The sequence below is a fragment of the Pseudomonas sp. NPDC089396 genome (assembly GCF_044749545.1).
In the GTDB taxonomy this organism is placed as follows: domain Bacteria; phylum Pseudomonadota; class Gammaproteobacteria; order Pseudomonadales; family Pseudomonadaceae; genus Aquipseudomonas.
Window position 1 is genome coordinate 135,829 of record NZ_JBIVIC010000001.1, and the last position, 23,824, is coordinate 159,652.

General features: G+C 57.9%; 21 protein-coding genes and 1 pseudogene. 15 read left to right on the top strand and 7 right to left on the bottom strand.

Annotated elements, in window-relative coordinates; all coding sequences use genetic code 11:
- Positions 1-16: 16 nt before the first annotated feature.
- The 7 genes from ACIPZB_RS00690 to dnaA all read right to left on the bottom strand — a co-directional run bounded on the left by ACIPZB_RS00690 (position 17) and on the right by dnaA (position 10,614).
- Positions 17-976 carry a TniB family NTP-binding protein gene (locus ACIPZB_RS00690; RefSeq protein ID WP_400638616.1) on the bottom strand — a complete coding sequence of 320 codons (960 nt, stop codon included), beginning with the start codon at positions 974-976 and terminating at the stop codon, positions 17-19.
- Positions 973-2,931 carry an integrase gene (locus ACIPZB_RS00695; RefSeq protein ID WP_400638617.1) on the bottom strand — a complete coding sequence of 653 codons (1,959 nt, stop codon included), beginning with the start codon at positions 2,929-2,931 and terminating at the stop codon, positions 973-975. Before ACIPZB_RS00695 ends, ACIPZB_RS00690 begins: the two co-directional genes overlap by 4 nt.
- Positions 2,912-3,550, bottom strand: a complete 639-nt coding sequence (locus ACIPZB_RS00700; RefSeq protein WP_400638618.1) for a TnsA endonuclease N-terminal domain-containing protein — start codon at positions 3,548-3,550, stop codon at positions 2,912-2,914. The genes ACIPZB_RS00695 and ACIPZB_RS00700 overlap by 20 nt, the downstream gene beginning before the upstream one ends.
- Before the next feature lie 845 nt (positions 3,551-4,395).
- Complete coding sequence (gene gyrB, locus ACIPZB_RS00705) at positions 4,396-6,816, bottom strand: DNA topoisomerase (ATP-hydrolyzing) subunit B (protein ID WP_400638619.1); 2,421 nt, start codon at positions 6,814-6,816, stop codon at positions 4,396-4,398.
- Between the two features lie 4 nt (positions 6,817-6,820).
- Entirely contained in the window at positions 6,821-7,924 is a 1,104-nt protein-coding gene (gene recF / locus ACIPZB_RS00710) for a DNA replication/repair protein RecF (RefSeq protein WP_400638620.1), read from the bottom strand.
- A gap of 13 nt (positions 7,925-7,937) precedes the next feature.
- Positions 7,938-9,041, bottom strand: a complete 1,104-nt coding sequence (gene dnaN, locus ACIPZB_RS00715; RefSeq protein ID WP_008092209.1) for a DNA polymerase III subunit beta — start codon at positions 9,039-9,041, stop codon at positions 7,938-7,940.
- 40 nt (positions 9,042-9,081) lie between these two features.
- Positions 9,082-10,614, bottom strand: a complete 1,533-nt coding sequence (dnaA, locus tag ACIPZB_RS00720; RefSeq protein ID WP_400638621.1) for a chromosomal replication initiator protein DnaA — start codon at positions 10,612-10,614, stop codon at positions 9,082-9,084.
- Positions 10,615-11,199: 585 nt separating this feature from the next.
- On the opposite strand from dnaA, the gene rpmH reads away from it, so the two are divergent.
- From rpmH to atpA, 15 genes and pseudogenes are all read left to right on the top strand, one after another.
- Positions 11,200-11,334 carry a 50S ribosomal protein L34 gene (gene rpmH / locus ACIPZB_RS00725; RefSeq protein WP_003253163.1) on the top strand — a complete coding sequence of 45 codons (135 nt, stop codon included), beginning with the start codon at positions 11,200-11,202 and terminating at the stop codon, positions 11,332-11,334.
- Positions 11,335-11,347: 13 nt separating this feature from the next.
- Positions 11,348-11,752, top strand: coding sequence for a ribonuclease P protein component (gene rnpA / locus ACIPZB_RS00730; protein WP_008092213.1), 405 nt, complete (start codon positions 11,348-11,350; stop codon positions 11,750-11,752).
- Positions 11,745-11,990, top strand: a complete 246-nt coding sequence (yidD, locus tag ACIPZB_RS00735; RefSeq protein WP_078477749.1) for a membrane protein insertion efficiency factor YidD — start codon at positions 11,745-11,747, stop codon at positions 11,988-11,990. The genes rnpA and yidD overlap by 8 nt, the downstream gene beginning before the upstream one ends.
- A 2-nt stretch (positions 11,991-11,992) precedes the next feature.
- On the top strand, positions 11,993-13,675 hold the full coding sequence (gene yidC / locus ACIPZB_RS00740) for a membrane protein insertase YidC (protein WP_400638622.1): 1,683 nt from the start codon (positions 11,993-11,995) through the stop codon (positions 13,673-13,675).
- Between the two features lie 86 nt (positions 13,676-13,761).
- On the top strand, positions 13,762-15,132 hold the full coding sequence (gene mnmE, locus ACIPZB_RS00745; protein ID WP_400638623.1) for a tRNA uridine-5-carboxymethylaminomethyl(34) synthesis GTPase MnmE: 1,371 nt from the start codon (positions 13,762-13,764) through the stop codon (positions 15,130-15,132).
- Between the two features lie 439 nt (positions 15,133-15,571).
- Complete coding sequence (gene mnmG / locus ACIPZB_RS00750) at positions 15,572-17,464, top strand: tRNA uridine-5-carboxymethylaminomethyl(34) synthesis enzyme MnmG (protein WP_400638624.1); 1,893 nt, start codon at positions 15,572-15,574, stop codon at positions 17,462-17,464.
- Entirely contained in the window at positions 17,461-18,111 is a 651-nt protein-coding gene (gene rsmG / locus ACIPZB_RS00755) for a 16S rRNA (guanine(527)-N(7))-methyltransferase RsmG (protein ID WP_008092218.1), read from the top strand. The genes mnmG and rsmG overlap by 4 nt, the downstream gene beginning before the upstream one ends.
- Positions 18,112-18,129: 18 nt before the next feature.
- Entirely contained in the window at positions 18,130-18,921 is a 792-nt protein-coding gene (locus tag ACIPZB_RS00760) for a ParA family protein (protein WP_008092220.1), read from the top strand.
- A 9-nt stretch (positions 18,922-18,930) separates the two neighbouring features.
- Entirely contained in the window at positions 18,931-19,803 is an 873-nt protein-coding gene (locus ACIPZB_RS00765) for a ParB/RepB/Spo0J family partition protein (RefSeq protein ID WP_400638625.1), read from the top strand.
- A 149-nt stretch (positions 19,804-19,952) separates the two neighbouring features.
- Positions 19,953-20,360: a F0F1 ATP synthase subunit I gene (locus ACIPZB_RS00770; protein ID WP_008092225.1), complete on the top strand. Its 408-nt coding sequence runs from the start codon at positions 19,953-19,955 to the stop codon at positions 20,358-20,360.
- A gap of 16 nt (positions 20,361-20,376) precedes the next feature.
- Positions 20,377-21,246: a F0F1 ATP synthase subunit A gene (gene atpB / locus ACIPZB_RS00775; RefSeq protein WP_400638626.1), complete on the top strand. Its 870-nt coding sequence runs from the start codon at positions 20,377-20,379 to the stop codon at positions 21,244-21,246.
- Between the two features lie 143 nt (positions 21,247-21,389).
- Entirely contained in the window at positions 21,390-21,647 is a 258-nt protein-coding gene (gene atpE, locus ACIPZB_RS00780; protein ID WP_003097235.1) for a F0F1 ATP synthase subunit C, read from the top strand.
- 56 nt (positions 21,648-21,703) lie between these two features.
- Positions 21,704-22,174: a F0F1 ATP synthase subunit B gene (locus ACIPZB_RS00785; RefSeq protein WP_008092228.1), complete on the top strand. Its 471-nt coding sequence runs from the start codon at positions 21,704-21,706 to the stop codon at positions 22,172-22,174.
- A gap of 12 nt (positions 22,175-22,186) precedes the next feature.
- Complete coding sequence (locus tag ACIPZB_RS00790; RefSeq protein WP_003253191.1) at positions 22,187-22,723, top strand: F0F1 ATP synthase subunit delta; 537 nt, start codon at positions 22,187-22,189, stop codon at positions 22,721-22,723.
- Positions 22,724-22,744: 21 nt separating this feature from the next.
- Positions 22,745-23,824 (top strand): annotated as a pseudogene (atpA, locus tag ACIPZB_RS00795) (F0F1 ATP synthase subunit alpha); the annotation flags it as partial.

Genomic DNA, 23,824 nt, shown 5'->3' on the forward strand with positions numbered 1-23,824 from the left:
GCCCGGCCCGTAGCCGTCAGGTATCGCTCTCTTCGAACCTCTCAAACGGCTCCCACTTTCCGAACAGCGGCTGGAAATTGAAGCTCGCGCTGAAGGGGTTTCGCTCCTCGGTGACGTAGCTCCAAACCTCGTCCTCAAAAGCCTCGGCAAGCACCGGAAGTTCAATTCCGGCAAGGTCCCGGACTTGAACCAGCCAAACAGCCCTGTCCACAATCTTTATGAGGTAGTCGATCAAGCCATTGGAGGCCAGGTAGAAGCGTTTAATCATCGCTGGCTCTACAAAACTGATGGTTTGAACAGGCAGTTCGCCTTCAATTGCCTGCAAAAGCATCACGAAATGCAGAGATGTATTAGCGGAGATGGTGAAGCGATCGTATGCCACCGTGGCCGAAAACCTGCGTCGCAATTGCTCGTTTGCCAGCAGCAGATTTTCGGTGCGTTTCAGGCCAATCAGAACAAATGCGATGCTGGTCTCATTCATCAGACTCTTGATCCAGTCTGCTGCCTCGTACGCTCCATTACGACGATAATCGACCAGGTGCTGCGCCTCATCGAGGACCAACATCTCCACGCCAAGGTTCTTCAGCAGCAGGACTACTCGTGCAAATTTAACCTCTGCCGAATGTCCTCGTGCCTCTGCGAAGGGATCCTTCAGCTCTGCCAAAATGGCTGCTGCAAGGTTCTTTTTGGTTGGAGACGAAGGCATCTCGACGAACAGAACTGTCCGCTTCTGCGGGTCATGGCTCTCCGATTCCACCAATGACCGAATGTACTCCTTGACCAATGTGCTCTTGCCCACACCGCTTGGACCTTGGATCAGCAACCCTTTACTTGCTCTGGTACGCCGACTATCGCCGTGGATATCGCCTAGTCGCGTCAACGCTCGCTCGACTTGAGGGCTGTGAATAAAACGATCGCGGAGCGTAAAGCTGTATTCACCACTCTCATAGCACTCAGAAAGATCGATGGCGTTCATGGCTTAGAACTCCCAGCAGGGCGACGAACCGAAACCTTGAAGGCTGCTGGCGGAATATTAGGAATAGAGTCACTGGTCCATTCCACTTCAGCGAGTACCTTGGGTGGAGGCGTGCTTTCGGTCACTCGACCCTCCTTGTCAATTTTCGCTATGGCAGCTGCGCGCCGTTTTCTGAGCGTCTGCGAACGGCGGGCCTCGTCTGCATCCTCCATAATTTCCTGGTAGCACCTGTGCGTAGCCTCGAAGCTAGGCTGCTCATTGTATTTTTCTCGAAGCGCTTTCTCGGCAGCCTTCCACACCTCCCTGCTCTTACCGGCCATTCGCTCATCTTTGGCGGGCACTTTGAAGAACAAGTTTCTGAAGCGGTCGTGAACCCAGACGTGCCCGGCTTCGTCTCGATAGCGGACGTTTACCTTTTCTCCGTCTGCCAAACGCATACGGAGTTCAGCAAGTTCCGTAGAGTGGTAGCCCACTTTGGCTACCTCGATGCCGTAATGGTGAACCTTCACCGAGGCCCGCTTGGCCAGAATGCACTCCAACGAATCCAGGTCGACGGGAAGGCTAATGACATGGTTCGCCTCGCTAGTCCCCCAGACTTGAGCCGGTGTTCTGTTGTCCAGCCCCCGATGAGGAGTCTGGTGGTAACCATCGACGATCCATTTCACTACCACCGCTTCCAATTGAGGGAGCGTGAAGCATGCATTTTTCTCCGAGTCGTAATCGCCACGCTGCTGGATATTCGAGAATGTGGTACCCGGGAGGTTGTGGATAAGCCCCAGGTTCTGTGTGCTGAAAAAGCGTTCGACGGCACCTTTCCTTTGAGGGGCCCTGGAAGCGGGATACATGATCTCGATACCCAACTCGTTGAACCCCATGATGAGATCACCCGCGTGAAATTCCGCCGCGTTGTCTGGAACGATGCGAGCCGGCAGCCCACGTGCCCACCATTCATTTCTCACTTTAGGAAAACGCTTCAGCAGTTCGGCCTTTGGGCGGATTGAGCGTTCGATCACACGAAGCACGGTTTCCGTATTTGGCGCCGACAGGTGAAGCAGATATCCCATCACCATTCGAGAGAAGCGGTCCAGGACGATCGTCAGATAGGGGCGCCCAATACACAACCCCGAGGTTTCATCCACAAGCTGTACGTCCAATAGCGTGTGATCAATCTCCCACCGTTCCAGAATCTCATGGACACGTAGGACACCCGCCGCAACGCGGTGTTTTTTGTCTGCTGCGTGTTTTCCAAGCCTCTCCTTATCCACAAGGTACGGATCCAGCTTGGCGATGTACCTTCGGACAGTCATTCCGCTTGGGATCTTGAGCTGATCCGAGGGCAAACGACTTTTGTTCCTCTCTTTAATCTGATCCTCGAACTCTAAAACGACCACGCTGACCGCAGGAATCGTATCTCGCAGGTAGGTTTTATTAATCACCCCTTCAAGAATAACTTCGAGCTCGCCCTGTATCGCGGGAGCTCGACCCTTTTGGGCATGCTGAGGGATGAGCTTTACTACGTTCTGACCAATGTATTTGGCTGCCCAACGCCGAATGGTGGAAACCGAAGGTGCGCATGCATCCCCAATTTTTTTTGCGATCTTTCTAAGGTACTTGATCATGTCTTCGTCACCCGGCAGCTTGTTTTGACCACGCTTGGTTAATGCGTCCACATACTTGCGTCGACGCAATGCCTCATCCCCATGTTTTTTGGGGAAGCATGAAATATCTGGAGGGACGTTACGCACATACGGAACCTTCCCGAGATAAGGCTGATCAGCGGAAATCTCGATCTCGCGCTTCTCGTAGGCCTCATAGAACTCCTTCTCGGATAGCTTCGTGGGCTCACCAAGCTCATCGAAAAAGAGCAGCTTCCGGTCAATAAGCCTCTTCTCAAGCACCATCAATACGCCACGTACGATGACGACCAATTTCACCCTAAGGGAAAAGGTTTGCATGACGGTGCCCCCCTTGCAGGAAGACCGGGGAGTCAGTGTCAATTGACCTATCAAGGTCAATGCCCACCACCCCAAGGCCTAACAAGCGCCATGCTTTCCTCTCACCAACCACGCAGAGCAAATCTGCAACGGTCATAGGCGGCCATTCGTTGAAGGCCGCCATTACCTCCTCCAACGCCTGATGCGAAAGCTCTGGACCGCGCCGGTGATACATCAGCCTTCTAAGATTGGTAGCCAGGGGTTCAGCTTCAATTAACTTGTCAGTGATCACCGAAAAGTTACGGGCGGTGGCGTTGAAGTAGCGCTCAGCGGCATCCAGTCGCTGCCTGACGCTGGCTATCTTCAGTCGGTCGTGAGGCTTCACTTCAAACCACCACTCGCGCCCATCCGCGAGGAATACCTGTACGTCTGGGTAGTATTTGAAGTAACCCTGGAGCGATGGAACACGTTCCTCACTGGGCTGCGGGACGTAGCCGATGACCGTAGGAGACAGCTCAAGAAGCCGAAAAAGAGCGCCTTCGAGCTGGGACTCCCAGGGCACAGGCTTTTTATTTTTGAGCGATGGGAAGTAGCCGCGGTAATGGTTGGACCGCCGCGTGACCACCTTTCGTACTGTCATGAAACACCTCCGAAAATCTCGAAACGAGCGCCGACGCTGCGCCAAAAAATCAAGGCGCAGGGCGGGCGAAGTGAGGCCTTTCGACAGGCAACACTGTGCCGTCGAGTAGCCTCGCTAAGGTCGAAAAGCTGGGAGAGGATTGACAGTCGCTTCGAAAAAGCAGACATTGCGGGTTCTCAGGACGCAAGTCTGCTTTGCTAAGCGCGGTCAGTCCTCTCGGGATTGATCGCGTTTTTCTACATTTTTCAGGTCTCCTTTTCTGCTCATAAGTCATGACCCTCATGACTGATCAGAATCTCAAGCAAACGGCTTGCTCTATTTACTTCTAAACCGCTACGTGGTGATCGCCCGAGCAGTTTTGATCTGATCTGAAGTTATCGTTCCAACCAGCTGATTGGATTACAAATCTTCAGAGCGATGCTGAAAAAGTTGGTCATAGATCTTATTCCAACATCACTTCGAAATCTACAATAAATCTAATTCGGCGAGTTATGCTCAATACTGCCTCGATACTAATTTTATTAAAATAGATACTTAACAAGTATGTGTAATTAACTATTAATTTGTACGATTATAAATTTGGGGGAATCGCAGCAATCCCTCAACAGCTAAGGTCCGCCCGCTGACCTTTTCAGTTTTCCCGGCTGCCCCATCAGATCCCTTCCTCAATGCATCCCCATCCCCCCTAAAATTCCAACGAGCGGAGTAGGGCGTACCGGCGGAACTCCGGGCAAAAAAAAAGCCCGCGATGGCGGGCTTGATGGTGACCGACGGGGACCAGGTCGCAGTCCCGGTCGGTCAACTATTTGTGAAACCGTGCAGCTATTCTGTGAACCTACACCTGATCAGAAGTCCAGGTTCGACACCGACAGCGCATTGCTTTCAATGAACTCACGGCGTGGTTCTACCGCATCACCCATCAGGGTGTTGAAGATCTGGTCGGCAGCGATCGCGTCTTCAATGGTGACCTTCAGCATACGGCGGACGGTTGGGTCCATGGTGGTTTCCCACAGCTGATCCGGGTTCATCTCACCCAGCCCTTTATAGCGCTGGATGGTGTGGCGCTTGGTGGTCTCGTTCATCAGCCAGTCCAGGCCTTCCTTGAACTCGACGATGGCCTTGCGGCGCTCACCACGCTGAACATAGGCGCCTTCGCCCAGCAGGCTGGACAGCTTGGCACCGATGTTGACCACGGTACGGTAGTCGTTGCTGCCGAAGAAGTCGCGGTTGAAGGTGATGTAGCTGGCCAGGCCGTGGGAGGTGATTTCCACTTCCGGCAGCCAGACATTACGCTCTTTGTCTTCGCGCAGGCTGGCCTTGTAGGCCAGGCCCGACTTCTGGCTGTTGTTCAGACGTTCCTGGAAGCTCGCCAACCAGGCCTGCATGACGGCGTGGTCGCCCAGGTGCTCCAGGGTCACTTCCGGCAGGTAGATGAAGTGCTCGGTCAGCTCTTCCGGGTACAGTCGCGACAGACGCTTGAGGGTCTTCATCACACTGCGGAACTCGTTGACCAAGGCTTCCAGTTGTACACCGGAAACGGCTGGCGCCGATTCGTCCAAGTGCAGGCTGGCGTCTTCGAGGGCCGACTGGGTCATGTATTCTTCCATGGCCTCGTCGTCCTTGATGTACTGCTCCTGCTTGCCTTTCTTCACCTTGTACAGTGGTGGCTGGGCAATGTAGATGTAGCCACGCTCGACCAGTTCCGGCAGCTGACGGAAGAAGAAGGTCAGCAACAGGGTACGGATGTGCGAACCGTCGACGTCAGCATCGGTCATGATGATGATGTTGTGATAACGCAGCTTGTCGATGTTGTACTCTTCGCGACCGATACCGCAGCCCAGCGCAGTGATCAGCGTGCCGACCTCCTGGGACGAGATCATCTTGTCGAAACGGGCTTTCTCGACGTTGAGGATCTTGCCCTTCAGCGGCAGGATCGCCTGGGTACGACGGTTACGACCTTGCTTGGCCGAGCCACCTGCGGAGTCACCCTCCACCAGGTACAGTTCGGAAAGGGCAGGGTCCTTCTCCTGGCAGTCCGCCAGTTTGCCCGGCAAGCCGGCGATATCCAGCGCGCCTTTGCGGCGAGTCATTTCACGTGCTTTACGCGCCGCTTCACGGGCACGGGCAGCATCGATCATCTTGCCGACAACGGCCTTGGCTTCGTTGGGGTTCTCCAACAGGAAGTCGGCGAAGTACTTGTTCATTTCCTGTTCCACGGCGGTTTTCACCTCCGAGGAAACCAGCTTGTCCTTGGTCTGGGAACTGAACTTCGGATCCGGCACTTTTACCGAGATGATCGCGGTCAAGCCTTCACGGGCATCATCACCGGTGGTGGCGACCTTGTTCTTCTTGGCCAGGCCTTCCTGCTCGATGTAGTTGTTGAGGCTACGGGTCAGGGAAGAACGGAAGCCAACCAGGTGGGTACCGCCATCGCGCTGCGGAATGTTGTTGGTGAAGCACAGCAGGTTTTCGTTGAAGCTGTCGTTCCACTGCAGCGCCACTTCGACACCAACGCCATCGTCACGCTGAACATTGAAGTGGAACACCTGGGAGTTGACCGGGGTCTTGTTGGTGTTCAGGTATTCAACGAACGCACGCAGGCCGCCTTCGTATTTGAAGAACTCTTCCTTGCCCGAGCGCTCGTCCTTCAGCAGGATGCCAACGCCGGAGTTGAGGAAGGACAGCTCACGGATACGCTTGGCCAGGATGTCCCAGCTGAAGTGGATATTCTTGAACGTTTCACCCGAAGGCTTGAAATGGATGTGGGTACCGGTGGTTTCACTGTCGCCCACTACGGCCATCGGTGCCTGCGGCACACCATGCACGTAAGTTTGTTCCCAGATCTTGCCGCTACGGCGAACGGTGAGCACCAGCTTTTCAGACAGGGCATTGACCACCGACACACCCACGCCGTGCAGGCCGCCAGAAACCTTGTACGAGTTGTCGTCGAACTTACCGCCGGCGTGCAGCACGGTCATGATGACTTCGGCTGCCGAAACGCCTTCTTCTTTATGCACGTCAACCGGAATGCCGCGACCGTTGTCGCGCACACTGATCGATTCGTCCGTATGAATGATGACGGTGATGTCATCGCAGTGACCCGCGAGGGCTTCGTCGATCGAGTTGTCGACCACCTCGAAGACCATGTGGTGCAGGCCGCTACCATCATCGGTGTCGCCAATGTACATGCCGGGGCGCTTGCGCACGGCATCCAAACCTTTCAGCACCTTGATGCTGGAGGAGTCGTACGTTTGATTTTCGCTCATGCCTTCACTCCCGATGGTCGTGGGTCTGGGTGATACGGCCCTGTTCCACGTGGAACAAAGCAACTGGCGTTTCCGTTTGCCAGCCTTCCCTCAGTAATTCGTGATCTACACAGGTGATGAACACCTGGCAGCGTAATTCTTCAAGCAAGCGGCACAATGCGCGGCGGTGCTGGTCGTCCAGCTCCGACGGCAAGTCATCCACGAGATAAATACAGTGACCGCGGCGAGCCTGGCTGACGAGGTGGCCCTGGGCAATGCGCAATGCACACACCACCAGCTTTTGCTGACCACGCGACAAAATGTCCGCTGCGTTGTTGGCAGCCAGACGAAGACGCAAATCAGCACGCTGCGGGCCGGCCTGGGTATGGCCCATCTGCTGATCACGAAGGAGAGAGGAAGCGAGGACTTCTTGCAGTTCCCGGTCCTTGTCCCAGCCTCGGTAGTAGCTCAGGGTCAACCCGTCCAACTCGACCAGTTCGCTCAGGGTTCGCTCGAAGACGGGCTTCAAGGCCTTGATGTAGTTGCGACGGTATTCATCTATTTCCGCGCTGGCCAGGCACAATTCCCGGTCCCAGGCGGCTTGCGAAGCTGGGTCAAGTGTACCATGACGCAACCACGAGTTCCGCTGCCTCAGCGCCTTCTGCAGACGTTGCCAGGCAGGCAAGAATCGGGGTTCCACGTGGAACACTCCCCAATCGAGGAACTGCCGACGTATTTTCGGCGCCCCTTCCAACAGCCGAAAACTGTCTGGGTTGATGAGCTGCAAGGGCAGTAGTTCAGCCAGTTGCGCTGCGCTCCTGGCATTCTGCCCATCGATGCGGATGGTGAACTCTCCCTGCCGTTCTCGTGAAACACCAAGGTTGCTGGTGCCGCCCTCGGCCAGCTGCACTTCGCCAAACACCGTGCACGCCGGTTGATCGTACTGAATGACCGGGTTCAGGCGGGTGCTGCGGAACGAACGGGCCAGGCCGAGCAGATGCACAGCTTCAAGCACGCTGGTCTTACCGCTGCCGTTGGCGCCGTAGAGGATATTGATGCGGGGAGAGGGTGTGAGTGTCACCGGGTGCAGGTTGCGCACCGCGGTGACCATGATACGTCGAAGGGACATTAGGCCTGCTACGTTACAGGCGCATCGGCATGACTACATAGGAAGAATCGTCATTGCCCGCTTCCTGCAGCAGCGCACTGCTGTTGGAGTCGGACAGAATCAGACGAACTTGCTCGGTAGTCATCACGCCCAACACGTCCAGCAGGTAGCTGACGTTGAAGCCGATTTCCAGCGAGCTACCTTCGTAGTCCACGCTGATCTCTTCTTCAGCTTCTTCCTGCTCAGGGTTGTTGGCCTGAATCTTCAGTTGCCCAGCCGCCAGCTGCAGACGGATGCCGCGATACTTTTCGTTGGAAAGAATCGCGGTACGGCTGAACGCTTCACGCAGTGCCTGGCGATCGCCCAGCACCAGCTTGTCGCCGCCCTTGGGCAGCACACGCTCGTAGTCCGGGAACTTGCCGTCGACCAGTTTCGAGGTAAAGGTGAACTCGCCGGTGGTCGCGCGAATGTGATGCTGGCCCAGCACGATGCTGACCATCCCCTCAGGGTCGGTGAGCAGGCGCGCCAGCTCCAGGATACCTTTGCGCGGCACGATGACCTGGTGACGCTCATCCTGCTCGATCGCTGCGCTCATCGAGCACAGGGCCAAGCGGTGGCCGTCGGTGGACACCGCGCGCAGGGTGTTGCGCGACACTTCCAGCAGCATGCCGTTGAGGTAATAGCGCACATCCTGCTGGGCCATGGCGAAGCTGGTGCGCTCGATCAGGCGGCGCAGTTTGCTTTGCTCCAGGTTGCAGGTAAGCGAGCCAGGGCCTTCTTCCACGGTCGGGAAGTCATTGGCCGGCAGGGTCGACAGGGTAAAGCGGCTACGGCCGGCCTTGACCAACAGCTTCTGCTCATCAACCTTGATATCGATCAGAACGTCGTTCGGCAGGCTCTTGCAGATGTCCATCAGCTTACGGGCCGGGACAGTGATTTCGCCGGGTTCAGCCGGCTCTTCCAGTTGCACGCGGCCTACCAGTTCGACTTCCAGATCGGTACCGGTCAACGACAGCTGCTGGCCTTGTACGACCAGCAGTACGTTGGACAGGACCGGCAAGGTCTGGCGGCGCTCGACGACACCGGCGACCAGTTGCAGGGGTTTCAACAGGGCTTCGCGTTGAATGGTGAAATGCATGGTCTAGTCCCTTGCCTTCAGTTAGCTGGGCTGACGGCCATCAGGTCGTTAGCGTGCGCAGCAGGTTCTTGTAGTCCTCGCGGATGTCCGCGTCGGATTCCTTCAATTCGTTGATCTTGCGGCAGGCGTGCAGCACGGTGGTGTGGTCACGGCCGCCAAACATGTCGCCGATCTCCGGCAGACTGTGGTTGGTCAGCTCCTTGGACAACGCCATGGCCACCTGACGCGGGCGCGCGACAGAGCGCGAGCGGCGTTTGGACAACAGATCGGCGATCTTGATCTTGTAGTACTCGGCCACGGTGCGCTGAATGTTATCCACACTCACCAGCTTGTCTTGCAGCGCCAGCAGATCCTTGAGCGATTCGCGAATCAGCTCAATGGTGATATCGCGGCCCATGAAGTGCGAGTGGGCGATCACCCGCTTCAGGGCGCCCTCCAGTTCACGTACGTTGGAGCGAATACGCTGGGCGATGAAGAACGCCGCGTCGTGCGGCAGCTCGACCTTGGCCTGGTCGGCTTTCTTCATCAGGATCGCGACACGGGTTTCCAGTTCCGGCGGCTCCACGGCCACCGTCAGGCCCCAGCCGAAGCGCGACTTCAGACGCTCTTCCAGGCCTTCGATTTCCTTTGGGTAGCGGTCGCTGGTGAGAATCACCTGCTGGCCACCTTCGAGCAAGGCGTTGAAGGTGTGGAAAAACTCTTCCTGCGAGCGCTCCTTGCGGGCAAAGAACTGGATGTCGTCGATCAGCAAGGCATCGACCGAGCGATAGAAACGCTTGAACTCGTTGATTGCGTTGAGCTGCAGCGCCTTGACCATGTCCGCTACGAAGCGCTCGGAATGCAGGTAGACCACCTTGGCATTCGGGTTCTTCTTCAGCAGGTGGTTACCCACAGCGTGCATCAAGTGCGTCTTGCCCAAACCCACGCCGCCATAAAGGAACAGCGGGTTGTAGCCATGCTTGGGGTTATCGGCCACCTGCCAGGCAGCGGCGCGGGCCAACTGGTTCGACTTACCTTCGACAAAGGTTTCGAAAGTAAAGGTGCGGTTCAGGTAGCTGGTGTGCTTGAGCGCGCCTTCGACCTGGACGGTGCGCTGTTCGGTGCGCCCGCTCGCGGCCGGCACCGAGCTGCTTTCGGCCATGGAGTCGAAACTGTCACGCGATGACGACTCTGCGCTGTCATTGACCAGCACAGGCTCAGCCACGGCGGCGGTGACCGGCTCGACAAAGGCGGCTGGCGCAGCGGTGGGTTGCGGCTGGCTTTGTGCAAGAGACGCTGCCACTGCGGCACTGACCGGGGCGTTGGGTGCGGCACGTGGTGCAGAGCTACGACGGCTACCTATTAACAAGGAAAGGGCAGGCGCGATGCCGCTGCCGTTCTCACCCAACAGTTCGAGCAGACGGCCGAGGTACTTTTCATTCACCCAATCGAGAACGAAGCGGTTAGGCGCATAGACGCGCAACTCGTCGCCTTCGGCTTCGACCTGTAGCGGACGGATCCAGGTGTTGAATTGCTGGGCAGGCAGTTCATCGCGCAGAAGCTCCACGCACTGCTGCCAAAGTTCCACTGACACGGATATCCCCTGAGTTTGAAAGCCGGATGAGGCAAAAACAAACCGCCATTGTACCGGTCGAGCGTTCAGTTATCCACATGTGGAAACATTCTGAGCAATGACAAATCAGCCATTTAGCGACCAAAACACCTCGATAGCACGGTGGATAAGCTCTGTGGATAACCGCACATGAGGGCTATGCACAACCCTGGGTCGAGCCCTGTTGATAACTCCTCTGTGGATAAACGGCGATTTCATCCACACGTTTTGCCCACGCGCAGCACAGGCGCCGCACCCCTTGTGGACAAGGTTTTGAAATTCTGTACAGCCCATGAATAAAGGCCTGCAGAACGTTATCCACAGATACTTATCCACTTAAGAGTTATAAGTTCTTCAGAAAAGCTTTTTATATGTCTCTTCTTTTTTTTCATTTTGTCGTCCGTTTGTCTGCACGAGCAAGCGTCGCCTGGACGGGCGCCGGGTTTGCACCTTCCATAAGGAAAGGCTGGTTGGAAATTGACCTATTGGCTTGCTTTCTCTAGAATCGCCGATCTCTTAAAAAGGGGGCCATCCCGGCCCGTCGTCGACAAACCCAGGTAACACGCCATGAAACGTACTTTCCAACCAAGCACCATCAAGCGCGCTCGCACCCACGGCTTCCGTGCCCGTATGGCTACCAAGAACGGCCGCGCTGTTCTGTCGCGTCGTCGCGCCAAAGGCCGTAAGCGTCTGGCCATTTGATTTTTCGGCACAGGTGGTGAGTCAGGACTTCAGTCGGGAAAAGCGACTGCTTACACCCCGGCATTTCAAAGCGGTCTTCGACTCCCCAACCGGCAAGGTTCCAGGGAAAAACCTGCTGATCCTTGCTCGCGAGAACGGTCTCGATCATCCGCGCCTCGGCCTGGTAATCGGCAAGAAGAGCGTCAAGCTCGCCGTTCAACGCAATCGCCTCAAGCGCTTGATGCGCGATTCCTTCCGTCTCAACCAGCACCTGCTTGCTGGCCTGGACATAGTGATCGTCGCGCGCAAGGGATTGGGTGAGATAGAAAACCCGGAATTGCACCAACACTTTGGCAAGCTCTGGAAACGCCTGGCACGCAGCCGGCCCACTCCAGCGGCAAACGCCGATTCCGCAGGGGTAGACAGTCAAAATGCGTAAACTGGCCCTCGTTCCGATCCAGTTTTACCGTTACGCCATCAGTCCCCTGATGGCCAGCCACTGTCGTTTCTACCCCTCTTGCTCCTGTTACGCTTACGAAGCCATTGAAAACCATGGTCTTTGGCGTGGCGGGTGGCTAGCCGTTCGTCGCCTGGGGCGTTGTCATCCGTGGAACGACGGCGGTTTCGATCCCGTTCCCCCCGCTCCTTCCTCCCGAACTTCTTCGATAGCCGAGTAATCATGGATATTAAACGCACGATCCTGATCGCCGCCCTGGCAATCGTGTCCTACGTCATGGTCCTGAAGTGGAACGATGACTACGGGCAGGCTGCCTTGCCGACTCAGAATACTGCTGCCAGCACTGTTGCTCCGGGCCTGCCTGATGGCGTACCGGCCGCTAACAACGGCGCCAGCGCCGATGTTCCGAGCGCCAACGCCGAGTCGACCCCTGCCGAGCTGGCACCCGTTGCACTCAGCAAGGATCTGATCCGGGTCAAGACCGATGTCCTGGAACTGGCTATCGATCCAGTCGGTGGTGACATCGTCCAGCTGAACCTGCCGAAGTACCCACGCCGTCAGGACCATCCGAACATTCCGTTCCAGCTGTTCGACAACGGTGGTGAGCGGGTGTACCTGGCCCAGAGCGGTCTGACCGGCGCCAACGGCCCGGATGCCCGTTCCACTGGCCGTCCTCTGTACGCCGCCGAACAAAAGTCCTACCAGATGGCTGATGGCCAGCAACAACTGGTGGTCGACCTGAAGTTCAGCGACAACGGTGTGAACTACATCAAGCGCTTCAGCTTCAAGCGCGGTGAGTACGACCTGAACGTCAGCTACCTGATCGACAACCAGAGCGGCCAGGCCTGGAACGGCAACATGTTTGCCCAGCTCAAGCGTGACGCCAGCGGCGATCCGTCTTCGAGCACTGCTACCGGCACCGCGACCTACCTGGGCGCTGCCCTGTGGACAGCGGGCGAGCCGTACAAGAAAGTGTCGATGAAAGACATCGACAAAGGCAGTTTGAAAGAAAATGTGTCCGGCGGCTGGGTCGCCTGGCTGCAGCACTACTTCGTGACTGCCTGGATCCCTGCCAAGTCGGACAACAACGTCGTCCAGACCCGCAAGGACAGCCAAGGCAACTACATCATCGGCTACACCGGCCCAACCATCAGCGTACCTGCTGGCGGCAAGGTCGAAACCAGCGCCATGCTGTACGCCGGTCCGAAGATTCAGTCCAAGCTCAAGGAATTGTCCCCAGGCCTGGAACTGACCGTCGACTACGGCTTCCTGTGGTTCATCGCCCAGCCGATCTTCTGGCTGCTGCAACATATCCACAGCCTGCTGGGTAACTGGGGCTGGTCGATCATTGTCCTGACCATGCTCATCAAGGGTCTGTTCTTCCCGCTGTCGGCTGCCAGCTACCGCTCGATGGCGCGCATGCGTGCCGTGGCGCCGAAGCTTGCCGCACTGAAGGAACGCTTCGGTGACGATCGCCAGAAGATGTCCCAGGCGATGATGGAGCTGTACAAGAAAGAGAAGATCAACCCGCTGGGTGGCTGCTTGCCGATCCTGGTGCAGATGCCGGTATTCCTGGCCCTGTACTGGGTACTGCTGGAAAGCGTCGAGATGCGTCAGGCCCCATGGATGCTGTGGATCACCGACCTGTCGATCAAGGATCCGTTCTTCATCCTGCCGATCATCATGGGCGCCACCATGTTCATCCAGCAGCGCCTGAACCCGACGCCGCCGGATCCGATGCAGGCCAAGGTGATGAAAATGATGCCGATCATCTTCACCTTCTTCTTCCTGTGGTTCCCAGCCGGTCTGGTGCTGTACTGGGTTGTGAACAACTGCCTGTCGATTTCGCAGCAGTGGTACATCACCCGCCGTATCGAAGCAGCGACCAAAAAAGCTGCTGCTTGACGGGCTACTGCGCTAGCCTGTGAATAAAAACGCCCCTTCGGGGGCGTTTTTGCTATCTGTCGTTTTTGTCGTAGAGGCTTTCGAGCATGAACACTGTGCGTGAAACCATCGTCGCCATCGCTACCGCCCAAGGCCGCGGCGGCGTAGGCATCGTCCGCCTGTCCGGGCCACTGGCGGCCAAGGCCGGTCAACTCATCACCGGCCGCACGTTGACGCCGCGCCATGCCCACTACGGGCCGTTCCGCGACGAGCAGGGGCTGGTGCTGGATGAAGGCATTGCGCTGTTCTTCCCGGGCCCCAACTCGTTTACCGGCGAAGACGTGCTCGAGCTTCAGGGCCATGGTGGTCCGGTGGTCCTGGACATGCTCCTGCAGCGCTGTGTACAAGTCGGTTGCCGTCTGGCTCGCCCCGGCGAGTTCAGCGAGCGTGCATTTCTCAACGACAAGCTCGACCTTGCCCAGGCCGAAGCCATCGCCGATCTCATCGAAGCCAGCTCCAGCCAGGCCGCGCGCAATGCCTTGCGTTCGCTGCAGGGGGAATTTTCCAAGCGTGTGCACAGCCTGACCGAAGCGCTGATTGCGTTGCGAATCTACGTCGAGGCCGCCATCGACTTCCCGGAGGAGGAAATCGACTTCCTGGCTGACGGCCATGTGCTGTCGATGCTCGATACCGTGCGCAGCGAGTTGTCCACAGTGCAGCGCGAAGCTGGGCAGGGTGCCTTGCTGCGTGACGGCATGACGGTGGTGATCGCAGGCAGGCCCAATGCGGGCAAGTCGAGCCTGCTCAATACACTGGCTGGCCGTGAAGCGGCGATCGTCACCGATATCGCAGGCACCACCCGGGACATCCTCCGCGAACATATCCACATCGATGGCATGCCGCTGCACGTGGTCGACACCGCCGGTCTGCGTGATACCGATGACCATGTGGAAAAAATCGGCGTGGAACGGGCGCTCAAGGCCATTGGCGAAGCTGACCGTGTGTTGCTGGTGGTGGACTCCACCGCTCCCGAAGCCAGCGACCCATTTGCGCTGTGGCCGGAGTTCCTGGACCAGCGTCCTGACCCTGCCAAGGTCACGCTGATTCGTAACAAGGCTGACCTCAGTGGCGAGCGAGTAGGGCTGGAACAGTGCGACGACGGCCATGTGACGCTTACCCTGAGCGCCAAGGGCGACGACCAGGGCCTGCAGCTGCTGCGCGACCACCTCAAGGCCTGCATGGGCTACGAGCAGACCGCGGAGAGCGGCTTCAGCGCACGCAGGCGCCACCTGGATGCACTGCGCCAGGCCAGTGACCACCTGGAGCACGGTCGCGCCCAATTGACCCTGGCTGGCGCTGGTGAGCTGTTGGCTGAAGACCTGCGCCAGGCACAACAGGCCCTGGGCGAAATCACCGGCGCGTTCAGTTCCGACGACCTGCTGGGCAGGATTTTCTCCAGTTTCTGCATCGGCAAGTAGTCCACAACCTGCAAGACCAAGGCCGCTCCTACAGGGAGCGGCTTTTTTTTGCCTGCAGGAGCCCTGTGGAAAACTCACCTTCAGCTCAGTTGATAAGCAGGCTTTTTTTCTGAGGACAAAGTGGCCTGTGGGTAAATAGGCATTTCATCCACAGGCTAAACGACGTTATCCAGAACCCTCAAGGCACTCCAGACACAGGGTTTAATTTCTCTCTACACAGCGGATTATATGGCGTACAGAACCTTATCCACAGATAAGTGTGTGCATAAGAATAAACATAAAAACAAAGCTTTTTTAAATTTCTCTTCTTTGATTTCTGTTGTCTGCCACTCATCCACAGCTGGTCAAAATTTGCGCAAAAGGTTTCTTTAGAGGGGGGGAAGTCCCTATACTTGTCGGCTTACCTTCTCTATTCGCAAAAACAGGCACGAGGTGCGTGGTGGATTTCCCTTCCCGTTTTGAAGTGATCGTCATCGGCGGCGGCCATGCCGGTACCGAGGCTGCGCTTGCGTCTGCACGCATGGGTGTGAAAACCCTGCTGCTGACCCACAACGTGGAAACCCTCGGTCACATGAGTTGCAACCCCGCCATCGGCGGTATTGGCAAAAGCCATCTGGTCAAAGAGATCGATGCGCTCGGCGGCGCCATGGCATTGGCTACCGACAAGAGCGGTATCCAGTTCCGCGTCCTGAACAACCGCAAGGGGCCGGCCGTACGCGCCACCCGTGCACAGGCAGACCGCGCCATCTACAAGGCGGTGGTGCGCGAGATCCTGGAAAACCAGCCGAACCTGTGGATATTCCAGCAGTCGTGCGACGACCTGATCGTCGAGCAGGACCAGGTCAAAGGCGTGGTCACGCAAATGGGCCTGCGCTTTTTCGCCGAACAAGTGGTATTGACCACCGGTACCTTCCTCGGTGGCCTTATCCACATTGGCCTGCAGAACCATTCCGGTGGCCGCGCCGGTGATCCACCTTCGATCGCCCTGGCTCACCGCATGCGTGAACTGCCGCTGCGCGTCGGCCGACTGAAAACCGGCACGCCACCGCGTATCGACGGGCGCTCGGTGGATTTCTCGGTGATGACCGAACAACCGGGCGACACCCCAATCCCGGTAATGTCCTTCATGGGCAATGCGCAGATGCACCCGCGTCAGGTCAGCTGCTGGATCACCCACACCAATTCGCGCACCCACGAGATCATCGCCTCGAACCTCGACCGTTCGCCGATGTACTCCGGCGTGATCGAAGGCGTGGGCCCGCGCTATTGCCCGTCGATCGAAGACAAGATCCACCGCTTCGCCGACAAGGAAAGCCACCAGGTGTTCATCGAGCCGGAAGGCCTGACCACCCATGAGCTGTACCCCAACGGAATTTCCACTTCGCTGCCGTTCGACGTGCAGCTGGAGCTGGTCCGCTCGATCCGCGGTATGGAAAATGCCCACATCGTGCGCCCGGGCTACGCCATCGAGTACGACTACTTCGACCCGCGTGACCTGAAGTACAGCCTGGAGACCAAGGTCATCGGCGGCCTGTACTTCGCTGGCCAGATCAACGGCACTACCGGTTACGAAGAAGCCGGTGCTCAGGGCCTGCTGGCCGGGACCAACGCCGCGCTGCGCGCGCAGGGCCGTGAAAGCTGGTGCCCACGGCGTGACGAGGCCTACATCGGCGTACTGGTCGACGACCTGATTACCCTGGGTACCCAGGAGCCCTACCGCATGTTCACTTCGCGTGCCGAGTACCGGCTGATCCTGCGCGAAGACAACGCCGACCTGCGCCTGACCGAAAAAGGCCGTGAACTGGGCCTGATCGACGACGCGCGCTGGGCCGCGTTCTGTGCCAAGCGCGACGGCATCGAGCGTGAGGAACAGCGCCTGAAGTCGACCTGGGTACGCCCGAATACCCCGCAGGGCCAGGCCGTTGTGGATAAGTTCGGTACCCCGCTGAGCCACGAGTACAGCCTGCTGAACCTGCTCGCCCGTCCGGAAATCGACTACGCCGGGCTGATTGAAGCGACCGGCGGTGATGTCATCGACCCACAGGTGGCCGAACAGGTCGAGATCAAGACCAAGTACGCCGGCTACATCGACCGCCAGCAGGATGAAATCGCCCGCCTGCGTGCCAGCGAAGACACCCGCTTGCCTGTGGATATCGACTACACCACGATTTCCGGCCTGTCCAAGGAAATCCAGAGCAAGCTGGGGCAGACCCGCCCGGAAACCCTGGGCCAGGCTTCACGCATCCCCGGCGTCACGCCGGCGGCGATTTCCCTGTTGCTGATTCATCTGAAAAAACGCGGCGCTGGCCGCGAATTGGAGCAAAGCGCTTGAGTTCCCTGGTCACCCCGCAGCACGCAGAAGAGTTGTCCACAGGCGCGCGCCAGCTCGGCATCGAGTTGACCGCGCAGCAGCACGAATCGCTGCTGGGCTACCTGGCCCTGTTGATCAAGTGGAACAAAGCCTACAACCTCACCGCCGTGCGTGACCCGGACGAGATGGTGTCGCGCCACCTGCTCGACAGTCTCAGTGTCATGACGTTTATCCACAACGACCGCGAAAGCTGGCTGGATGTCGGCAGTGGCGGTGGCATGCCGGGTATTCCCTTGGCTATCCTGCATCCGCACAAACAGGTGACGGTGCTGGATGCCAATGGCAAGAAGACGCGTTTTCTGACCCAGGTGAAAATGGAGCTGAAACTGGACAACCTCACGGTTATCCACAGCCGGGTCGAGGCCTTCCAGCCCGCGCAGCCGTTCAGCGGCATCATCTCCCGCGCCTTCAGCAGCATGGAGAACTTCACCAACTGGACCCGCCACTTGGGCGACACCGGGACGCAATGGCTTGCAATGAAGGGGCTGCATCCTGCCGATGAACTGGTAGCATTGCCCGCAGACTTCACAGTGGAAAGCGAACAGGCCCTGACCGTTCCAGGTTGCCAGGGCCAGCGCCATCTGCTGATACTGCGCCGCAAGGCATGACTGGGAACACACGCACCAATGGCTAAGGTATTCGCAATCGCGAACCAGAAAGGTGGAGTGGGCAAGACCACCACCTGTATCAATCTTGCAGCATCGCTGGCCGCGACCAAGCGTCGTGTGCTGCTGATCGACCTCGATCCGCAGGGCAACGCCACCATGGGCAGCGGTGTGGACAAACACGAACTCGAGCATTCGGTCTATGACCTGCTGATCGGCGAATGCGACCTTGCCCAGGCCATGCACTACTCCGAGCACGGCGGCTTCCAACTGCTGCCGGCCAACCGCGACCTGACCGCCGCGGAAGTGGTGCTGCTGGAAATGCAGGTCAAGGAGAGCCGCCTGCGCAATGCCCTGGCGCCGATCCGCGAGAACTACGACTACATCCTGATCGACTGCCCGCCGTCGTTGTCCATGCTGACGCTGAACGCCCTGGTCGCTTCCGATGGCGTGATCATCCCGATGCAGTGCGAGTACTACGCACTGGAAGGTCTCAGCGACCTTGTGGATAACATCAAGCGCATCGCCGCCCGTCTGAATCCGCAGCTGAAGATCGAAGGTCTGCTGCGCACCATGTTCGACCCGCGCCTGAGCCTGAACAACGATGTTTCGGCGCAGCTCAAGGAGCACTTCGGCGAGCAGCTGTACGACACGGTCATTCCGCGCAACATCCGCCTGGCGGAGGCACCGAGCTTCGGCATGCCGGCGCTGGCGTACGACAAGCAATCGCGTGGCGCGCTTGCCTACTTGGCCCTGGCCGGGGAACTGGTTCGCCGTCAACGCCGTCAATCACGCACTGCACAAACAACTTAAGGAATCCGCATGGCCGTTAAGAAACGGGGTCTCGGACGTGGGTTGGATGCACTGCTCAGTGGTCCTTCCGTCAGCGCGCTCGAAGAGCAGGCTGTGAAGATCGACCAGAAAGAACTGCAACACCTGCCGGTCGAGCTGATCCAGCGTGGCAAGTATCAGCCGCGCCGCGACATGGATCCGGAGGCGCTGGAAGAACTCGCGCACTCGATTCGCAGCCATGGCGTGATGCAACCGATCGTGGTCCGCCCGATCGACGGCAACCGCTTCGAGATCATCGCTGGTGAGCGCCGCTGGCGTGCCACCCAGCAGGCCGGCCTCGACACCATCCCGGCGATGGTCCGTGAAGTGCCGGACGAAGCTGCCATCGCCATGGCGCTGATCGAGAACATCCAGCGCGAGGACCTCAATCCGTTGGAAGAGGCCCTGGCCCTGCAGCGCCTGCAGCAGGAGTTCGAACTGACCCAGCAACAGGTGGCGGATGCCGTGGGCAAGTCGCGGGTCACCGTAGCCAACTTGCTGCGCTTGATTTCGCTGCCTGAAGCGATCAAGACCATGCTCGCCCACGGCGACCTGGAAATGGGTCATGCACGTGCATTGCTCGGTCTTGAAGAAGATCGGCAGGAAGAAGGGGCGCGACATGTTGTCGCACGTGGCCTCACCGTGCGCCAAACCGAGGCACTGGTGCGCCAGTGGCTCAACGGCAAGCCTGATCCGGGCGAACCGAGCAAACCTGATCCGGACATCGAGCGCCTTGAACAGCGGCTTGCAGAGCGCCTGGGCTCGCCCGTGCAGATACGCCATGGCAACAAGGGAAAAGGCCAGTTGGTTATTCGTTATAACTCGCTCGACGAGTTGCAGGGCGTCCTTGCTCACATCCGCTGAAACAATTCCCGTTGTAGCGCGCAGTCGGAAATCACTACCCAAGAGTTGAATAGGGGTTAATCCACCCCTATACTCTGCGCGCATTTTGTCGGCACAAATTATGCCAAGTCATAACTGACTTGTTGGTCGACTTCCGAGGAGCAGTTGTGATGGAAATCCGCACGCCAAACCGCTTGCCTTTCCATCGCTGGGCGGTTTTTCCGGTACTGCTGGCTCAATTCGTCGTACTACTGCTGGCAACCTTGGTGTTGTGGCAGTGGAAAGGGGCGGTCAGTGGATATTCAGGCCTTTGCGGAGGTTTGATTGCCTGGCTGCCCAATGTGTATTTCGCCTGGAAGGCTTTTCGCTTCAGCGGGGCCCGAGCGGCACAGGCCATCGTCAAGTCGTTTTACGCAGGCGAGGCAGGCAAGATGATTTTGACGGCAGTGCTATTTGCACTGACCTTCGCAGGAGTGAAGCCACTGGCGCCGTTAGCAGTATTCGGCGTCTTCGTGTTGACCCTTTTGGTCAGCTGGTTCGCGCCCCTGCTGATGAATAAAAGACTTTCGAGACCTTAGGGCGTTTGAGGCAACCATGGCAGCAGAAACCGCTTCGGGCTATATCCAGCACCACTTGCAGAACCTGACCTACGGTCAACTACCAGACGGCAGCTGGGGCTTTGCCCATTCGGCTGCAGAAGCCAAGGCAATGGGCTTCTGGGCGTTCCACGTGGACACCCTCGGTTGGTCCGTAGCGCTGGGTCTGATCTTCCTGTTCATTTTCCGCATGGCGGCCAAGAAGGCGACTTCCGGTCAGCCTGGCGCTCTGCAGAACTTCGTGGAAGTCATGGTGGACTTCGTCCACGGCAGCGTGAAGGACTCCTTCCACGGCCGTAGCCCGGTGATTGCACCGCTGGCGCTGACCATCTTCGTCTGGGTATTCCTGATGAACGCCATCGACCTGATTCCGGTCGACTGGATTCCTCAGCTGGCCATCCTGATCTCCGGTGACCCGCACATTCCGTTCCGCGCCGTGTCGACCACCGACCCGAACGCGACCCTGGCCATGGCCTTCTGCGTGTTCGCCCTGATCATCTTCTACAGCATCAAGGTCAAGGGCCTGGGCGGCTTCATCGGTGAGCTGACCCTGCACCCGTTCGGCAGCAAGAACATCTTCCTGCAGATCCTGCTGATTCCGGTCAACTTCCTGCTGGAATTCGTCACCCTGATCGCCAAGCCGATCTCGCTGGCACTGCGTCTGTTCGGCAACATGTACGCCGGCGAGCTGGTGTTCATCCTGATCGCGGTGATGTTCGGCGCCGGCATCCTCTGGCTGAGCGGCCTGGGTGTGGTGCTGCAGTGGGCGTGGGCTGTGTTCCACATCCTGATCATCACCCTGCAAGCTTTCATCTTCATGATGCTTACCATCGTCTACCTGTCGATGGCTCACGAAGATAACCATTAAGACCGCCTGGCGTGTCTGATAGCCTTCCCCGCTCGTTTGGGGGGAGGGCTTAAAAAGTCCGCAAGGGCAGCTGTACCAAACGATTTGTTTTACCGCTTCAAACTAAAAACCTAACCAATACGACGTAAAAGTCGGGAGGAAAGATGGAAACTGTAGTTGGTCTGACCGCTATCGCTGTTGCTCTGCTGATCGGCCTGGGTGCTCTGGGTACCGCCATTGGTTTCGGCCTGCTGGGCGGCAAGTTCCTGGAAGGCGCTGCTCGTCAGCCTGAAATGGTTCCGATGCTGCAGGTCAAAATGTTCATCGTTGCCGGTCTGCTCGACGCCGTAACCATGATCGGTGTTGGTATCGCTCTGTTCTTCACCTTCGCGAATCCGTTCGTTGGTCAGATCGCCGGCTAATCACTCGTATTCACGAGTTGATGGCTGTATGAATTAAGACCGAGCGAGGTGTTGGCGTGAACATTAATGCAACCCTGATTGGCCAATCCGTTGCTTTTCTGATTTTTGTACTCTTCTGCATGAAGTACGTATGGCCTCCGGTCATCACTGCTCTGCACGAGCGCCAAAAGAAGATTGCTGACGGCTTGGACGCTGCCAACCGCGCAGCTCGCGACCTGGAGCTGGCCCAAGAGAAAGTGGGTCAGCAACTGCGTGAAGCTAAAGCACAGGCAGCCGAAATCATTGAGCAAAGCAAGAAACGCGCTGCTCAGCTTGTCGAGGAAGCCCGTGATCAGGCCCGCGTCGAAGCTGACCGTGTGAAGGCTCAGGCTCTGGCCGAGATCGAACAGGAACTGAACAGCGCTAAAGACGCCCTGCGTGCCCAAGTGGGTGCTCTGGCCGTTGGCGGTGCTGAAAAGATCCTTGGCGCCACAATCGATCAAAACGCGCATGCGGAGCTGGTTAACAAACTGGCCGCTGAAATTTAAGCGAGGGCGATCATGGCAGAACTGACCACGTTGGCCCGACCTTACGCTAAGGCTGCCTTTGAGCATGCCCAGGCCCATCAGCAACTGGCCAATTGGTCAGCCATGCTCGGCCTGGCTGCTGCGGTGTCGCAAGACGACACCATGCAGCGCCTGCTCAAGGCCCCGCGACTGACGAGCGCAGAAAAGGCCGCCACGTTCATTGACGTGTGCGGTGACAAGTTCAATGCACAGGCACAGAATTTCATTCATGTTGCCGCGGAAAACGACCGTCTCCTGCTTCTGCCGGAGATTGCCGCCCTGTTCGACCTGTACAAGGCCGAGCAAGAGAAATCCGTGGACGTGGAAGTCACCAGTGCCTTCGCGTTGAACCAAGAACAGCAAGACAAACTCGCCAAGGTTCTCAGTGCACGGTTAGGCCAGGAAGTGCGCCTGCACGCGTCGGAGGATGCCAGCCTGATTGGCGGCGTCGTCATCCGCGCTGGTGACCTGGTAATCGATGGCTCTGTTCGCGGCAAAATCGCGAAACTGGCCGAAGCATTGAAATCTTGAGTTTGAAGGGGCAGCAGAGCAATGCAGCAACTCAATCCTTCCGAAATTAGTGAAATCATCAAGGGCCGCATCGACAACCTCGATGTGAGCTCCCAAGCCCGTAACGAAGGTACCGTCGTTTCGGTTTCCGACGGTATCGTGCGGATCCACGGTCTGGCCGACGTAATGTACGGCGAAATGATCGAGTTCCCGGGCGGCGTCTACGGCATGGCACTGAACCTGGAGCAAGACTCCGTAGGTGCAGTGATCCTGGGTGCCTATGACACCCTCGCCGAAGGCATGAGCGCCAAGTGCACCGGCCGCATCCTGGAAGTTCCGGTTGGTAAGGAACTGCTGGGTCGCGTCGTCGACGCACTGGGCAACCCGATCGACGGCAAAGGTCCTCTGGGCAACACCCAGACCGACGCGGTCGAGAAAGTAGCTCCAGGCGTGATCTGGCGTAAGTCGGTAGACCAGCCTGTACAGACTGGCTACAAGTCCGTTGACGCCATGATCCCTGTCGGCCGTGGCCAGCGCGAGCTGATCATCGGTGACCGTCAGATCGGCAAGACCGCCATGGCCATCGACGCCATCATCAACCAGAAAGACTCCGGTATTTTCTGTGTGTATGTTGCTGTCGGCCAGAAGCGTTCCACCGTTGCCAACATCGTTCGCAAGCTGGAAGAAAACGGCGCCCTGGCCAACACCATCGTGGTTGTTGCCAGTGCTTCGGAATCCGCCGCACTGCAATTCCTGGCGCCATACGCCGGTTGCACCATGGGCGAGTTCTTCCGTGACCGCGGTGAAGACGCACTGATCGTTTACGATGACCTGTCCAAGCAGGCCGTTGCCTACCGTCAGATCTCCCTGCTGCTGCGCCGTCCACCAGGACGTGAAGCGTACCCAGGCGACGTGTTCTATCTCCACTCCCGTCTGCTGGAGCGTGCATCGCGCGTTTCGGAAGAGTACGTCGAGAAGTTCACCAACGGCGCAGTGACTGGCAAAACCGGTTCCCTGACCGCTCTGCCGATCATCGAAACCCAGGCTGGCGACGTTTCCGCGTTCGTTCCGACCAACGTGATTTCCATCACCGACGGTCAGGTCTTCCTGGATTCGGGCTTG

Coding starts and splice junctions, on each gene's coding strand:
- ACIPZB_RS00690 (WP_400638616.1), bottom strand. CDS start 976: ATGAACGCCATCGATCTTTCTGAGTGCTATGAGAGTGGTGAATACAGC.
- ACIPZB_RS00695 (WP_400638617.1), bottom strand. CDS start 2,931: ATGCAAACCTTTTCCCTTAGGGTGAAATTGGTCGTCATCGTACGTGGC.
- ACIPZB_RS00700 (WP_400638618.1), bottom strand. CDS start 3,550: ATGACAGTACGAAAGGTGGTCACGCGGCGGTCCAACCATTACCGCGGC.
- gyrB (WP_400638619.1), bottom strand. CDS start 6,816: ATGAGCGAAAATCAAACGTACGACTCCTCCAGCATCAAGGTGCTGAAA.
- recF (WP_400638620.1), bottom strand. CDS start 7,924: ATGTCCCTTCGACGTATCATGGTCACCGCGGTGCGCAACCTGCACCCG.
- dnaN (WP_008092209.1), bottom strand. CDS start 9,041: ATGCATTTCACCATTCAACGCGAAGCCCTGTTGAAACCCCTGCAACTG.
- rpmH (WP_003253163.1), top strand. CDS start 11,200: ATGAAACGTACTTTCCAACCAAGCACCATCAAGCGCGCTCGCACCCAC.
- yidD (WP_078477749.1), top strand. CDS start 11,745: ATGCGTAAACTGGCCCTCGTTCCGATCCAGTTTTACCGTTACGCCATC.
- yidC (WP_400638622.1), top strand. CDS start 11,993: ATGGATATTAAACGCACGATCCTGATCGCCGCCCTGGCAATCGTGTCC.
- mnmE (WP_400638623.1), top strand. CDS start 13,762: ATGAACACTGTGCGTGAAACCATCGTCGCCATCGCTACCGCCCAAGGC.
- ACIPZB_RS00760 (WP_008092220.1), top strand. CDS start 18,130: ATGGCTAAGGTATTCGCAATCGCGAACCAGAAAGGTGGAGTGGGCAAG.
- ACIPZB_RS00765 (WP_400638625.1), top strand. CDS start 18,931: ATGGCCGTTAAGAAACGGGGTCTCGGACGTGGGTTGGATGCACTGCTC.
- ACIPZB_RS00770 (WP_008092225.1), top strand. CDS start 19,953: ATGGAAATCCGCACGCCAAACCGCTTGCCTTTCCATCGCTGGGCGGTT.
- atpB (WP_400638626.1), top strand. CDS start 20,377: ATGGCAGCAGAAACCGCTTCGGGCTATATCCAGCACCACTTGCAGAAC.
- atpE (WP_003097235.1), top strand. CDS start 21,390: ATGGAAACTGTAGTTGGTCTGACCGCTATCGCTGTTGCTCTGCTGATC.
- ACIPZB_RS00790 (WP_003253191.1), top strand. CDS start 22,187: ATGGCAGAACTGACCACGTTGGCCCGACCTTACGCTAAGGCTGCCTTT.